Source organism: Streptomyces murinus (genome assembly GCF_002154555.1).
Lineage (GTDB): Bacteria > Actinomycetota > Actinomycetes > Streptomycetales > Streptomycetaceae > Streptomyces > Streptomyces murinus.
In genome coordinates this window covers 1-13,574 of sequence record NZ_MUNF01000488.1, presented here as the reverse complement: position 1 = coordinate 13,574, position 13,574 = coordinate 1, and the positions used below count along the sequence as shown (strand labels likewise).

Here is a 13,574-nt window from a genome sequence, read left to right as displayed (position 1 = left end):
ACGACCGGCCGCCGCGCACCGCGTACGCGGACTCCGTGATCTACGAGGCCCATGTGCGCGGACTGACCCGCACCCACCCGGACGTCCCCGAACGGCTGCGCGGCAGCTACGCGGGCCTCGCCCATCCCGCCGTCATCGAGCATCTGACCTCGCTCGGGGTGACGGCGGTCGAGCTGATGCCGGTGCACCAGTTCGTCCAGGACGGGGTGCTCCAGGACCGGGGCCTGTCCAACTACTGGGGCTACAACACCATCGGCTTCTTCGCGCCGCACAACTCCTACGCCGCCTTCGGCAGCCGGGGCCAGCAGGTCAACGAGTTCAAGGCCATGGTGAAGGCGCTGCACGCGGCCGGCCTCGAAGTCATCCTCGACGTGGTCTACAACCACACCGCCGAGGGCAGCGAGTTCGGGCCCACCCTGTCCTTCCGCGGCATCGACAACGCCTCCTACTACCGTCTGGTGGACGGGGACTGGGCGCACTACTACGACACCACGGGCACCGGCAACAGCCTGCTGATGCGGCACCCGTACGTACTCCAGCTGATCATGGACTCGCTGCGCTACTGGGTCACCGAGATGCATGTCGACGGCTTCCGCTTCGACCTCGCGGCCACCCTGGCCCGGCAGTTCCACGAGGTGGACCGGCTCTCGGCGTTCTTCGACCTGATCCAGCAGGACCCGGTGATCAGCCGCGTCAAGCTGATCGCCGAGCCCTGGGACGTGGGGGAGGGCGGCTACCAGGTCGGCAACTTCCCGCCGCTGTGGTCGGAGTGGAACGGCAGATACCGGGACGCCGTACGGGACTTCTGGCGTACCGAGCCCGGCTCGCTGGGCGAGTTCGCGTCCCGGCTGACCGGCTCCTCCGACCTGTACCAGCACAGCAGGCGCCGGCCGCGGGCGAGCGTCAACTTCGTCACCGCGCACGACGGGTTCACACTGCGGGACCTGGTGTCGTACAACGACAAGCACAACGAGGCGAACGGGGAGGACAACCGGGACGGGGAGAGCCACAACCGCTCCTGGAACTGCGGGGCGGAGGGGGACAGCACCGATCCCGCCGTGCTCGAACTGCGGGGGCGCCAGCAGCGCAACCTCCTCGCCACCCTGCTGCTCTCGCAGGGCATCCCCATGCTCTGCCACGGCGACGAGCTCGGGCGCACCCAGCGCGGCAACAACAACGCGTACTGCCAGGACAACGAGATCTCCTGGGTTGACTGGGAACTCGACCACGAGCAGCGGAACCTGGCGGACTTCACCCGCAACCTCATCGCGCTGCGCGCCGCGCACCCCGTGCTGCGCCGGCGCCGCTTCTTCCGCGGCGAGACCGCGACGAACGCCGCGCAGCCGCTGCCGGACCTCATGTGGCTGCGGCCCGACGCCCGCGAGATGACCGGGCGGGACTGGCAGCGCGGCGACGCGCACTCCGTCGGCGTCTTCCTCAACGGCGACGCGATCGCCGAACGGGACCCGTACGGCGGGAAGTTGACCGACGACTCCTTCCTGCTCCTGCTCAACGGGTACTGGGAGCCGGTGGACTTCCGGCTGCCCGACGAGACGTTCGGGGAGCGCTGGACGACACTCGTCGACACCGCGGACGCGGAGGGCGCCCCGGACGAGCGCGAGCGGAAGGCGGGAACACGGCTGCGGGTGGAGGCCAGAAGCCTCATCCTGCTGACCCGCCCCTCGCGGGCGGCGGACCAGAGCAGATCGGAGAAGCTCAGCGCACGCGCCGCGACATCACCGTGAACTGGGCGCCGTCGGCGTCCCGGAGGATCGCCTCCGTGTCGTTCTCCTTCAGGACGCTGCCCCCGTGCTTCTCCGCGGCCCGGGCGCAGCCGGTTACGTCCGCCACCGCGAAGTGGACCTGCCAGTGCGGCCGTACCGAGGGGTCCGGGGCGGCCTCCACCGCGCCCGAGTCGATCCGGGCCACCGCGTCCCCCTGGCTGCGCAGCACGACCTCGTCGCCGTCGTACTCGACCTCGCAGCACCCCGGCTTCCCCGACGCCCAGTCGAGGATCTCGCCGTAGAACATCGCGGAGTCGAAGGCGTTGCGGGTGTGCAGCCGGATGAACGTGGGCGCCGCCCGCCGCCACGCCTCCCAGTTGGAGACCAGCTCGCCCTGCCAGATGCCGAACGTCGCCCCGTCGCGGTCGGCGAGCAGCGCGGCCCGGCCCGGCGGGAAGGAGAGCGGTCCGACCGCCGCCGTACCGCCCCGCTCCCGTGCCCGCGCCACCGCGACATCCGCGTCCGGCACCGCGAAGTACGGCGTCCAGGCCACCGCCATCTGCCACATCGTGGCCACCGCGGCGATCCCGGCCACCGGCACCCCGTCGGCCAGCGCGACCCGGAAGTGCTCACCGAGCTTCGCGCCGCGCCAGCGCCAGCCCAGCACGGCCGTGTAGAAGTCCTGGGTGGCCTGGAGGTCGCGGCTGGTCAGGCTCACCCAGCAGGGTGCGCCGAAGACGGAGTGCGTGGAGACGACCGCACGTGTGCGCGGCCCGTGCCCGGTGCCGTTCGCTCCGTCGCTGACAGGGGTTTCTCGGTTCATGTTCGGTAACGTCCTGCTCTCGGGGCCGGGGGTCACCGCTCTGGCTCCAGTGTCCAACCGGAAGCGGGTGCGGCGCCTGTCGAGTACCCCCGGTGGCAGGGGGGCAGGCCGCTGCGCAGGATGGGGGGATGGGAGAGAGCGAGCCGGAGCGGATCGCCGCGCTACAGGCCGAGATCGACCAGCTGAAGCAGGCCATGGCCTCGCACGCCGTGGTGGACCAGGCGATCGGCATGGTGGTGGCACTCGGCCGGGTCACCCCGCAACAGGGCTGGCAGGTGCTGCGGGATGTCTCCCAGCACACCAACATCAGGCTGCGCAACGTCGCCGAGCTGGTCCTCATCTGGGGCCGCAGGGGCGAGCTGCCGCCCGAGATCAGCGCGGAGCTGGAGGAGGCCCTGGACCGGTACGGCCCCGCGCAGGTCCCCGGCGGCGACCCGGCGCCCGCCCCGGACCGGCCGGGCGCCGTCTGAAGCGGGATCTCACCGCGTCTCCGCCAGCAGTTCCTCCCGCAGCCGGTCGAAGCACCCGCTGAGCAGCCGCGACACATGCATCTGCGAGATGCCCAGCTGCTGTGCGATCCGGTTCTGCGTCATCCCCCGGAAGAACCGCAGGTAGAGAATGGTCCGCTCGCGTTCCGGCAGCGCCGCGAGGCAGGGCTTGACGGCCGCCCGGTCCACCACGAGGTCGTACCCGGGGTCGGGACCGCCCAGCGAGTCCCCGAGGGCGTAGCCGTCCGTGCCCGCCACCTCGGCGTCCAGGGACAGTGCGGAGAAGCACTCCAGCGCCTCCATCCCGGTGCGCACCTCGTCCTCGTCCAGCCGGGTGTACTCGGCTATCTCGGCCACCGTGGGCGGCCGGCCCGGCGTGGTCTGGGACAGCTCCTTCACGGCCGTACGGACCCGGTTGCGCAGGTCCTGGACCCGGCGCGGCACATGCAGCGTCCACATGTGGTCCCGGAAGTGCCGCTTGATCTCACCGGTGATGGTGGGCACCGCGTACGCCTCGAAGGCGCGGCCGCGCTCGGGGTCGTAATGGTCGACGGCCTTCACCAGGCCCAGCGCGGCCACCTGGTACAGGTCCTCCAGGGACTCTCCGCGGCCGCGGAACCGTACGGCGATCCGCTCGGCCATGGGCAGCCACAGCCGCACCAGTTCGTCCCGCAGCGCCTGGCGCTCGGGACCGTCGGGCAGCTTGGCGAGCCGCGCGAAGGACTCACCCGTGTCGGGCGCGTCGTCATGGGGATGGGGGTGGGATCTGGGCTTGGTGCTGGTGCTGCCAGTGACACGCATCGCGCGCACCTCTCTCGCCGGTGCCGGTTGGACAGACACCGTGGGAGGCGCGCGCTCGGTCACGGGAAAGGACTCGGGGCGTCGGGCCGCGCTGGGGCCCGCTCCCACGGAAGTGCCTCCTGTCCGAAGCACATATGTGCGTTTTCCCGCTCTCGGACATCACAAAACAATTCACCCGATAACCGGAAAAACGGTACGGCGGTCTTGACCGCATCTTGGGGTCGCCCGAGGGGTGATACCTCTGTAGCAGAGGTAATCTTCAAATGTGGAAGACGAAGCGATACACGGGCCCGGCGGCGACGCGCCGCCCGGGGCGCCCGAGACCTTCCCGGCGGAGCTGACCGACGCGCTCGTCGGCATCCAGCGGCTGATCCGGCGCCGGCTGCGTGGCGGCCTGACCGGGCCCCGGCTGCGCGGTGCCGAGGTGGAGCTGCTGCGGCTGGTCGAGTCCCGCCCGGGGATCGGCGTCTCGGAGGCGGCCAGGGAACTGCACCTGGCGAGCAATTCCGTCTCGACGCTGGTCAACCAGCTCGTGCGGGACGAGTACCTGGTCCGGGAGACCGATCCGGCCGACCGGCGGGCCGCGCGGCTGCGGCTGACCGGGGCCGCCGAGAAGCGCCTGGAGGACTGGCATCGCCGCCGTGCCGAGCTGGTCGGCGGCCGTCTCGCCCGCCTCGACGGCGCCGACCACGACGCCCTGCGCGCGGCCCTCCCGGCCCTGCGCAGGCTCGCCGACCTGCTGCACGAGGACCCCGAGGCGGACGAGGACCCGGCGGCGCCGGTAAGCGCGCCGGCCGGGGCGGGGGCCGCCCCGGCAGGACCCTGGACGGAGGGCACGCCATCATGACGACCGACCCGGCGGACATGTCCGCCACCCCGGCCGCGGCGGCCACCGCCACGGCCGAGGCAGCCGCCGCCCACGCCGAGGCCGTCAGCTGCACCGGGCTCACCTACGCCTTCGGCGAGACCAAGGCCGTGGACGACCTCGACCTGGGCGTCCGCGAGGGCGAGGTCTTCGGGCTGCTCGGACCGAACGGCGCGGGCAAGACCACCGCCATCCGCTGCATCACCACCCTGCTGCCGGTCCCCGCCGGCATGGTCCGCGTCTTCGGGCACGACGCCGCCAAGGAGCGCATGGGAGTGCGCCGCATGCTCGGCTACGTCCCGCAGCAGCTGTCCGCCGACGGCGGGCTCACCGGGCGCGAGAACGTCGCCCTGTTCGCCCGGGTGTTCGACGTGCCGCGCCGGGAACGTGCCGCACGCGTCGATCTGGCGCTCTCCGCCGTCGACCTCTCCGACGCCGCCGGACGGCTCGCCGGCACCTACTCCGGCGGCATGATCCGCCGCCTCGAACTCGCCCAGGCCCTGGTCAGCGCCCCCCGGCTGCTGATCCTGGACGAGCCGACCATCGGCCTCGACCCGATCGCCCGCACCGGCGTGTGGGAGCACATCAACGCCGTACGCGAGGCGACCGGTATGACCGTCCTCGTCACCACCCACTACATGGACGAGGCCGACCAGTACTGCGACCGGGTCGGCCTGATGCACCGCGGCCGTATCCGCGCGCTTGGCACCCCGGAGGAACTGCGCCGGGGCCTCGCCGAACGCAAGGGCACCGACACCCTGCCCACGCTGGAGGACGTCTTCCGCGACATCGCCGGCAGTGGCCTCGACGACAACACCGGAGGAGGTTTCCGTGAAGTCCGAAGCACCCGCCGCACCGCACGCCGCGTCGGCTGACCGCACCCTCGGCAAGGACACCGCGCTGCTGCTCACCCCTCCGGTGCCGCGCGCCGGCTGGCGGCTGCTGCCCGCCCGGGTGCTCGCCATGTGCACCGTGGAGCTCCAGAAGCTGCGCCACGACCGCACCGAGCTGTACACCCGCGCCGTCCAGCCCGCCCTGTGGCTGCTGATCTTCGGTCAGACCTTCACCCGGATCCGGGCGATCCCCACCGGCGGCATCCCGTACATCGACTACATGGCGCCCGGCATCATCGCCCAGTCCGCCATGTTCATCGCGATCTTCTACGGCATCCAGATCATCTGGGAGCGGGACGCGGGCATCCTGAACAAGCTGCTCGTCACCCCGACCCCGCGCTCGGCGCTGATCACCGGCAAGGCGTTCGCGGCCGGGGTGAAGTCGCTGGTGCAGGCGATCGTGGTGATCGTGATCGCCGCGCTGCTCGGTGTCGCCCTCACCTGGAACCCGCTGAAGCTGCTCGGTGTCGCCCTCGCGGTGATCCTCGCCTCGGTGTTCTTCTCCTGCCTCTCGATGACCATCGCGGGCATCGTGCTCAGCCGCGACCGGCTGATGGGATTCGGGCAGGCGATCACCATGCCGCTCTTCTTCGGCTCCAACGCCCTGTACCCCGTCTCCGTGATGCCGGGCTGGCTCCAGGCCGTCAGCAAGGTCAACCCGCTGAGCTATCAGGTCGACGCGCTGCGCGGGCTGCTGCTCGGCACCCCCTCGCATCTCGGCGCCGACTTCGGGGTGCTGGCGATCGCCGCCGCGCTCGGCATCACCGCGGCCTCCTCGCTGCTCGGCCGACTGGCCCGGTGATCTTGCCGGGAACGTGATGTGCGGCACGCGCCGTGGCCCGCCCGGACCGGGCTCGGGGGGATTCTTCCTGGGCAGCGCTTGATCAACGATCAAAGCGGGCGAACCCCCTGGCCACGGCGCATTCCGCTCATTTGACAGTGCGCTGAGCCCACAGATAGACACTCGGGGGTCGAGAGGGGCACTGTGTACGAGCCGAACGTGGTCGGTGACTGGCAGGAGTACGAGGAGCATGCCGGTCTGCGGGTCCGCGTCCACCGCCTGGAGGCCGCCGAACCCCCGCGCGGACGCGACGACGCCGCGGCCGGTCTGACGTACTTCAGTGTCCGGGTGACGATCGAGAACCGCGGCACACGGCACTTCGGTATCCACCTGGAGGACGGCCAACTCGACGTCCGGGTCGGACCGGACGGCGAGGGCGCGTTCATCGACTGGCGCAACTCGCAGTTCATCGAGGGCTTCGACGTCTATCCGCTGCGCCGGGCCACCGCCGTCCTCTACGCCGCCGCCCCCGAGGCCGCGCTCACCCATGTGGACATCCAGGTGCAGCTGCGGGTGGACGAGGAATGGACCGAGCGCCGGCTGTGGGCCGGCGGCACCGACGTCCAGGAGGCGACCGCGCAGACCGCCCCCGTGGGCTCCACGCAGGGCGACCTGGCCCACCAGGTCAGCGCCTTCCTCAAGGAGCAGACGGAGCCCGGCACCGCCTGAGCCCCGGCCGCCCCCCGGCCCCGCTCAGTGCGGGATGCCGTCGATGATCTCCCGCGCGCCCTGCCGCAGCAGCGCCACCGCCACCGAGGTGCCGAGCGTGGCCGGATCGAGCCGGCCCGCCCACTCGTGGGCGTTCAGCCGGGTCTTGCCGTCGGGCGTGAACACACAGGCCCGCAGGGAGAGTTCACCACTGGCGTCCACCCGTGCGTACCCGGAGATCGGGCTGTTGCAGTGGCCCTGGAGCACATGCAGGAACATCCGCTCGGCCGTCGCCTCCCGATGGGTGTCCGGGTCGCCGAGCCCGCTGACCGCGTCGATCAGCTCGGTGTCGTCCTCCCGGCACTGCAAGGCGAGGATGCCCGCGCCGATCGGCGGCATCATCGTCTCCGGGGACAGCACCTCGCTGATCACATCGGTGCGCCCGATGCGCTCCAGGCCTGCCACCGCGAGCAGCAGCGCGTCCGCCGCCCCGTCGGCCAGCTTCTGGAGCCTGCGGTTGGCGTTGCCGCGGAACGGCACACACTCCAGATGCGGGTGGGTGGCGGCCAGTTGGGCGATCTTGCGCACCGCGGAGGTCCCGATCCGGGTGCCGGCCGGCAGCTCGTCCAGGGTGAGGCCGCCCGGGTGCACCAGCGCGTCGCGGATGTCGTCCCGCTTCAGGAACGCGGCGAACACCGTCCCGGCGGGCAGCGGCCGGTCGGCGGGCACGTCCTTCACACAGTGCACCGCGAGATCCGCCGCCCCGGCCAGCAGGGCCGCGTCCACCTCCTTGGTGAACGCCCCCTTGCCCTCGACCTGGGCCAGATCGCCGAGCCACTTGTCGCCGGTGGTCTTCACGGGGACGACCTCGGTGCGCACCCCCGGGTGCAGGGCGGCCAACTCGGCGCGGACCCGCTCCACTTGGGCCAGGGCCATGGGTGAGTCACGGGAGACGATTCGGATCAGTTCGGGAACCGGCATGCGCACACGATAGACCCACCCGCCTCATGCCAGGTCCCCAGGCAGGTCCGCCGCCGAGTCCTGTGGGGAAAGATCGGGACGCAGCCTTAGCCAGGACGGCTGACGCAGCAGCCCGGAGCGGGTACGGGTGCTGTAAGCGACCTCGCCGACCAGCCGGGGCAGCACCCAGCGCGCGCCCGGGACGCGGGGCACCGGCTCGAAGGGGCAGCGCCCGCTCGCCGCGTCCGTGAGCAGCCCCGCGAGCCGGATCCGCTCCGCCTCGCTCCAGCCGGTGCCCACCCCGCCGACGTAGCGCAGCCGGCCGGCCGGGTCCCGCTGGCCCACCAGCAGCGCGCCGGGCAGCCCCGCGAGCCGCCCCTTGCCGGGCAGCCAGCCGCCCACGATCACATCCTCGGCGCGCATGTTGCGGATCTTGATCCAGGCGCGCGAGCGCACCCCGGGCTCGTACAGCGAGTCGAGCCGCTTGCACACCAGGCCCTCGAGCCCGTGCTCCCGGGTGGCCGCGAGGGCCTGGGCGCCGTGCCCGGTCACCGCGCCGGGCGTCGACCAGTACGGCCCGGACAGCCCCAGCTCCAGCAGCCGCGCCCGGCGCCGTACATACGGCTCCCGCAGCAGCGGCCGCGCCAGATACGGCACGTCGAACAGCACCAGATGCACCGGCACCTGCGCGGCCCGGCGCGCGGCCCGCGCGGGCGCGTGGGCGAGGCCCATCCGGCTCTGGAGAAGCTGGAAGTCGGCCCGGCCGTCCGGGTCCAGGGCCAGCACCTCGCCGTCGAGGACCGCCGGGGTGGCACCCAGCGCGCCGCCCAGCGGCGCCAGTTCGGGATACGCCCCGGTGATCACCTCGCCCGAACGGGCGCGCAGCACCAGAGTGCCGTCCCCGGGCAGATAGACCATCACCCGCTGCCCGTCCTGCTTGGTCTCGTACGCCCAGCGCGCGTCCTGCGCGGCGGGCGGCAGCGAGCCGGGGGTGGCGAGCATCGGCGCGATGAGCGGCAGGGTGGTGGCGGTCACGGGGGAAGATGTCGACCGATCCCGGCCCCGGCACGCGCCTTCGGCCGCCGGTTCCCCTGAACGGGGTGCCCCGCCGGGCCGCCGCCCGGCCCGCGCGTCAGTCCACCGGCGCCGGTGGAGCGTCCGCGTCCAGGCCCGTGCACGCCACCTTCCCGCCCACCTCGGCACACGCCTCCACGCCCCGGGGCGAACCCACCGACAGCATCGGGCTGTTGACGCCGGTCACATCATCGGCCGGATAGCTCGCGGAGAGGATGTCGTCGCCCGCGCGCACCGACACCTCCCGGGCCAGCCGGCCGCGCACCCGCACCTCCGACCAGGCGGTGCGGCAGGACGGCGAGTAGCGCAGCCGTACGGCATAGGCGTGGTCGGCGACCCGGCTCCTGGTCTGCGCGTCCCGGGCGCACACCGAGGCGTCGGGCAACTCGCCCTGGCAGGAGGACCCGTGACAGCGCGGCACCTCGCTCAGCGGCTGGGCCACCGGAGCGGAGTCCGGGCGCCCGGACAGGGCCACGGCCGCGGCCACCGCAGCGGCCGCGCCGAACAGCGCGAGCACCGACACCGGGATCCACAGCGGGAGCCAGGGTGAGCGGCGACCGCCGGAGCGTTCCTCGGGCGGCTCCGGGGGCGCGGGCTCGTCGGCCGCCTCCCACAGCGCCAGTACGGCCGTGGCGTCGGCCTCGGCCAGCCGGCACAGGGCCTCCACCGCGGGCCGCGGCGGCCGCTTGCCGCCCGAAAGATAGCGGTGCCAGGCGGACTTGCTGTACGGGGTGCGCGCGGCCAGCGCCGCCAGGCTCAGACCTGTACGGTCCTTCAGCTCGCGCAGTGTCACCACCAGCGACTCGTCCGGCGCGGTCGATCCTTGGGGGTGCCGCATCGTGCGTTCCTCGACTCCCATTCCCCTATGGGCGTTTCGCCCCTGATGCCGGGATGGCTTCCCTGTCGGACGGCCGCTGCAACACCGGACGAGGTATGGGCCGGGTCAAGCGCCCCCATGCCGAAGGCCTGTTCGGGACGCGGCTCCCGGACAGGCCCTCGGCGGTCAGTGGATGATGCGGCGGACGCCCGTCAGCACCAGGGGACGTACCGGCCGGTGGTCACGTAGTGGGCGGAGACGTAGCCCCGGTGCTGGGGGAGCCGGTACCAGACGTGGTTGCCGTGCACCCGGGAGCCGTAGGTCTTGCAGCTGACCGTGATGAGCCGGTTGGTGTGCCGGCTGCCGACCACCCGGTAGCCGGTGCCCGGGCCGGAGCGGACGTTGAGCCGGATGCCGCGGGTGGCGACCCGGCCGGTGTGGTACGGCTGGGTGTGGACGGGGTGTTGCGGGGCGGCGACGGCGGCCACCGGGTGGGCGGTGACGGTGCTCGCCGCGGCGGCACCGGCCGACGCGGGAAGCAGGGCGAGCACCGCGGCCGCGGCCGGCAGAACGCTCTTGAGGGCCCGACGGATCATGGAAACCTCCGGCTGTCGATCTCGTGACCACGAACCGTGATCACGCCGCCCAGCCTTGCCGTGCGAACCCCTCACCATGCCGTTTCCCTGTCCCCTGGGACGGCCTGGGACGTCCCGGGGCGCGGGCCGCACGGCCTGATCTCGCGCGAGGCGCGGAGCCGGGCGGACGTACCGGAGCGACTCGGTCCGTGCCCTTCGCGCCACTGGGACGAAAAGGTTGAGTCATGCAATGTCCGCGTAGACTCGAAGGCATGCCCGCGCCCTCGCCGTCCGGCCCGAACGCGGCCTCCCCGGAGGTCGCCGAGATCGAGCGCGCCCTCACCCGCATCACCTACCTCGGCACCCGCACCCGGCACCACGACCGGCTGCGGGCCCTGGCCGACGTACCGCTGGACCGGGCCGCGGTGGCGCTGCTGCGGCAGATCGCGGACTGCGAGCCGATGCGGCCGGGGGAGGTGGCGCACCGCCTCGGGGTCGAGGCCTCCCATGTGACCCGGACCGTGCAGCAGCTCCAGCGGGCGGGGTACGTTACCCGGGTGCCCGACCCCGACGACGGACGCGCCCAGCGGATCCGGCTCACCGACGCGGGCCGCCTCGCCGTCGGCCGGATCCGGGAGGCCGGCGCAGGGGAGATGCAGCTGGCGCTGGCGGGCTGGCGGCCCGAGGAACTGCGGCAGCTGGCCACCCTGTTCCATCGGATGGTGGACGACTTCCTCGCGTACTCCGCCGAGACGGAGGGCGAGCCGGGCGCGGCGCCGGTGGCGGGGCACGAGGAGCCGGAGAAGTAGTCCCCGCGAACGGGCCACCCGGCGGCTTACCGTCCAGTAATATCCGGCGGCAGGCCACCAGAGGAGGAACCGGTCATGAGTGAGCGCGTCGAGGTCGGGGACAAGGCGGCGGACTTCGCCCTCCCCGACGAGTCCGGGACGGTCCGCAGCCTCGGCGAACTGCTCGCCGACGGACCCGTGGTCCTCTTCTTCTACCCCGCCGCCCTCACCCCGGGCTGCACCGCTGAGGCCTGTCACTTCCGCGACCTGGCCGCCGAGTTCGCCGCGCTCGGCGCCCGGCCCGTGGGCATCAGCGGCGACGACGTCGACAAGCAGCGGGAGTTCGCCGGACGGCACACGCTCGGCATGCCGCTCCTGTCCGACGCCGACGGCGCGGTCCGTGAGCGGTTCGGGGTCAGGCGCGGCTTCACCCTTGCCCCCACCAAGCGCGTCACCTTCGTCATCGCCGAGGACCGCACCGTACTGGAGATCGTCCGCAGCGAGCTGCGCATGAACACCCATGCCGACAAGGCCCTCGCCGCCCTGCGCGCCCACCGGGCCTGACCCGGCTCGCGGCCCCCGCGCTTGAGGAGCCGCGACAATCGGATCATTCTGGGCCTTATGGACCGTGTCGCCGCGGTGGCGATCATCGACACTCGGGGCTGGGTGACCGGGTGGAGCGAGGGTGCGCGACTGCTCACGGGCCACCCGGCCGAAGCGGTCGTGGGCCGCCCCGCGGCGGAACTGCTCGCCGCGGAACTCCCCGCGGCAGCCCTCGCCGCGCGGACCGGGACACGGCACGGCACCGTCGCCCTGCGGCACCGTGACGGCCACCGCCTCGACCTCGACGTCACCGCCTGCCCCCTCGACGGCGGCGACGGACGGCCCGCGGGCTATGCCGTGACGGCCGAACCACCCGGCGTCACGTTCGCCGCACAGGCTTTCGAGCAGGCGTCCATGTCGATGTCCGTCTTCGACCTCCAGCAGCGCTATCTGCGTCTCAACGACGCCGCCTGCAAGGTCATCGGCGTCCCCGAGGAGGGGCTGACCGGCCGGTTCTTCCTCGACACCGTGGCCGACACCGAGTCCAACCGGGGCTTCGTCCGCCATCTGCGCGAGGTCGCCGAGACCGGTCTGCCCGTGCGCTACGAGAGCTTCGCCGCCGCGCCCGCGCTGAACCGGGAGCACTTCTGGAGCCTGGAGATGTGGCCGCTGCGCGACGCCTCGGGTACGCAGACCGCAGTCGCCCTGGCCGCCTACGACAGCAACGAGCAGTACTGGGCCAGACGCCGGCTCGCCCTGCTCAACGAGGCCGCCGCCCACATCGGCACCACCCTGGACGTGGTGCGCACCGCCGAGGAACTGATCGAGATCCTCGTCCCGCGCTACGCCGACTTCGCCACCGTCGACCTGCTCGACTGGGTACTCGGGGCCGACGAGCCCCCCATGGTCGCCGCGGACGACGTCGAGCTGCACCGCGTCGCCTACAAATCCACCCGGCCCGGCAGCCCCGGGGTCGCCGTCCGGGTCGGCGAGACCCAGATCTACCGGCCCCCCGCACCGCCGGCCTGCGCGCTGCGCGAGGGCCACGCGATCCTCAGTCAGGCGGGCGAGCCGGGATTCCGGGCCTGGCTCGCGGACCGCAACGAGCGCGCGCCCCAGGGCGCCCCCTTCCGGGAGGGCGTGCACTCCATGATCGCCGTACCACTGCGCGCCCGCGGCACCACGCTGGGCGTCGCGGTCTGCGTGCGGCTGGCCCATCCGGAGGACTACGGCCCCGACGACGCCGTCTTCGCCGAGGAGCTGGCCAGCCGCGCCGCCGTCTGCATCGACAACGCCCGCCGCTTCGCCCGTGAACGCAGCACCGCCCTCGCCCTCCAGCACAGCCTGCTGCCGAGCGGACTGCCCGGACAGGCCGCGCTCGACGTGGCCCACCGCTATCTGCCGTGCGGCTCGCAGGCCGGGATCGGCGGCGACTGGTTCGATGTCATCCCGCTCTCCGGGGGCCGGGTCGGACTGGTCGTCGGCGATGTGGTGGGCCACGGCATCAGCTCCTCGGCCACCATGGGCCGGCTGCNNTCGCCGACGTCGATCTGCCGCCCGACGAACTCCTCACCCACCTTGACGACCTGGTGACCCACCTGGCCGCCGAGAACGGCCGCGAGGAGGTCGCCGAGATCGGCGCCACCTGTGTGTACGCCGTCTACGACCCCGTCTCGCGCCGGCTCACGCTCGCCACCGCCGGCCATCCGGCCCCGTTCCTGGTCCTGCCCGGCG

General features: G+C 72.7%; 14 protein-coding genes and 1 pseudogene. 9 read left to right on the top strand and 6 right to left on the bottom strand.

Features of this window, described 5'->3' with window-relative positions; genetic code table 11:
• Positions 1-1,745 (top strand): glycogen debranching protein GlgX (gene glgX, locus CCN72_RS27415; protein WP_086810491.1); only part of this gene is annotated, 1,745 nt, incomplete at its 5' end.
• Here glgX and CCN72_RS27410 read toward each other — a convergent pair.
• Positions 1,717-2,547, bottom strand: a complete 831-nt coding sequence (locus tag CCN72_RS27410; protein ID WP_086810489.1) for a VOC family protein — start codon at positions 2,545-2,547, stop codon at positions 1,717-1,719. The genes glgX and CCN72_RS27410 overlap by 29 nt on opposite strands.
• A 128-nt stretch (positions 2,548-2,675) precedes the next feature.
• Between CCN72_RS27410 and CCN72_RS27405 the strand changes: the two genes are divergently transcribed.
• The gene (locus CCN72_RS27405; protein ID WP_086810488.1) at positions 2,676-3,017 is read left to right on the top strand and encodes an ANTAR domain-containing protein; all 342 of its coding nucleotides are present in this window, start codon (positions 2,676-2,678) and stop codon (positions 3,015-3,017) included.
• A 9-nt stretch (positions 3,018-3,026) separates the two neighbouring features.
• Here the strand turns inward: CCN72_RS27405 and CCN72_RS27400 are convergent, their stop codons facing one another.
• Complete coding sequence (locus CCN72_RS27400) at positions 3,027-3,836, bottom strand: RNA polymerase sigma factor SigF (protein WP_086810486.1); 810 nt, start codon at positions 3,834-3,836, stop codon at positions 3,027-3,029.
• A gap of 280 nt (positions 3,837-4,116) precedes the next feature.
• On the opposite strand from CCN72_RS27400, the gene CCN72_RS27395 reads away from it, so the two are divergent.
• From CCN72_RS27395 to CCN72_RS27380, 4 genes are all read left to right on the top strand, one after another.
• Entirely contained in the window at positions 4,117-4,683 is a 567-nt protein-coding gene (locus tag CCN72_RS27395; protein WP_086810496.1) for a MarR family winged helix-turn-helix transcriptional regulator, read from the top strand.
• Positions 4,684-4,700: 17 nt separating this feature from the next.
• Positions 4,701-5,576: an ABC transporter ATP-binding protein gene (locus tag CCN72_RS27390; RefSeq protein ID WP_085563835.1), complete on the top strand. Its 876-nt coding sequence runs from the start codon at positions 4,701-4,703 to the stop codon at positions 5,574-5,576.
• The gene (locus CCN72_RS27385; RefSeq protein ID WP_086810484.1) at positions 5,533-6,396 is read left to right on the top strand and encodes an ABC transporter permease; all 864 of its coding nucleotides are present in this window, start codon (positions 5,533-5,535) and stop codon (positions 6,394-6,396) included. The genes CCN72_RS27390 and CCN72_RS27385 overlap by 44 nt, the downstream gene beginning before the upstream one ends.
• Before the next feature lie 183 nt (positions 6,397-6,579).
• Positions 6,580-7,104 (top strand): hypothetical protein, encoded by a 525-nt coding sequence (locus CCN72_RS27380; protein ID WP_086810482.1) that lies wholly within the window; start codon positions 6,580-6,582, stop codon positions 7,102-7,104.
• A 24-nt stretch (positions 7,105-7,128) separates the two neighbouring features.
• Here CCN72_RS27380 and hemC read toward each other — a convergent pair whose 3' ends face one another.
• From hemC to CCN72_RS27360, 4 genes are all read right to left on the bottom strand, one after another.
• Positions 7,129-8,070, bottom strand: coding sequence for a hydroxymethylbilane synthase (hemC, locus tag CCN72_RS27375; RefSeq protein ID WP_208638112.1), 942 nt, complete (start codon positions 8,068-8,070; stop codon positions 7,129-7,131).
• Between the two features lie 18 nt (positions 8,071-8,088).
• A complete protein-coding gene (locus CCN72_RS27370; protein WP_086810493.1) occupies positions 8,089-9,045 on the bottom strand; it encodes an ATP-dependent DNA ligase in 957 nt (318 codons plus the stop codon).
• 130 nt (positions 9,046-9,175) lie between these two features.
• Positions 9,176-9,955 carry a helix-turn-helix domain-containing protein gene (locus CCN72_RS39190; protein ID WP_158101421.1) on the bottom strand — a complete coding sequence of 260 codons (780 nt, stop codon included), beginning with the start codon at positions 9,953-9,955 and terminating at the stop codon, positions 9,176-9,178.
• A gap of 191 nt (positions 9,956-10,146) precedes the next feature.
• The gene (locus tag CCN72_RS27360; RefSeq protein ID WP_086810480.1) at positions 10,147-10,530 is read right to left on the bottom strand and encodes an SH3 domain-containing protein; all 384 of its coding nucleotides are present in this window, start codon (positions 10,528-10,530) and stop codon (positions 10,147-10,149) included.
• 251 nt (positions 10,531-10,781) lie between these two features.
• Here CCN72_RS27360 and CCN72_RS27355 point away from each other — a divergent pair, with 251 nt between their 5' ends.
• From CCN72_RS27355 to CCN72_RS27345, 3 genes and pseudogenes are all read left to right on the top strand, one after another.
• Complete coding sequence (locus tag CCN72_RS27355) at positions 10,782-11,318, top strand: MarR family winged helix-turn-helix transcriptional regulator (protein ID WP_086810478.1); 537 nt, start codon at positions 10,782-10,784, stop codon at positions 11,316-11,318.
• A 75-nt stretch (positions 11,319-11,393) separates the two neighbouring features.
• Positions 11,394-11,861, top strand: coding sequence for a peroxiredoxin (locus tag CCN72_RS27350; protein WP_086810476.1), 468 nt, complete (start codon positions 11,394-11,396; stop codon positions 11,859-11,861).
• A 57-nt stretch (positions 11,862-11,918) separates the two neighbouring features.
• Positions 11,919-13,574 (top strand): annotated as a pseudogene (locus CCN72_RS27345) (SpoIIE family protein phosphatase); the annotation flags it as partial.

Bases quoted from the DNA above. Each gene is read 5' to 3' on its own strand.
- CCN72_RS27350 (WP_086810476.1), top strand. From the start codon at position 11,394: ATGAGTGAGCGCGTCGAGGTCGGGGACAAGGCGGCGGACTTCGCCCTC.
- CCN72_RS39190 (WP_158101421.1), bottom strand. From the start codon at position 9,955: ATGCGGCACCCCCAAGGATCGACCGCGCCGGACGAGTCGCTGGTGGTG.
- CCN72_RS27390 (WP_085563835.1), top strand. From the start codon at position 4,701: ATGTCCGCCACCCCGGCCGCGGCGGCCACCGCCACGGCCGAGGCAGCC.
- CCN72_RS27370 (WP_086810493.1), bottom strand. From the start codon at position 9,045: ATGCTCGCCACCCCCGGCTCGCTGCCGCCCGCCGCGCAGGACGCGCGC.
- CCN72_RS27410 (WP_086810489.1), bottom strand. From the start codon at position 2,547: ATGAACCGAGAAACCCCTGTCAGCGACGGAGCGAACGGCACCGGGCAC.
- CCN72_RS27405 (WP_086810488.1), top strand. From the start codon at position 2,676: ATGGGAGAGAGCGAGCCGGAGCGGATCGCCGCGCTACAGGCCGAGATC.
- CCN72_RS27400 (WP_086810486.1), bottom strand. From the start codon at position 3,836: ATGCGTGTCACTGGCAGCACCAGCACCAAGCCCAGATCCCACCCCCAT.
- CCN72_RS27355 (WP_086810478.1), top strand. From the start codon at position 10,782: ATGCCCGCGCCCTCGCCGTCCGGCCCGAACGCGGCCTCCCCGGAGGTC.
- CCN72_RS27360 (WP_086810480.1), bottom strand. From the start codon at position 10,530: ATGATCCGTCGGGCCCTCAAGAGCGTTCTGCCGGCCGCGGCCGCGGTG.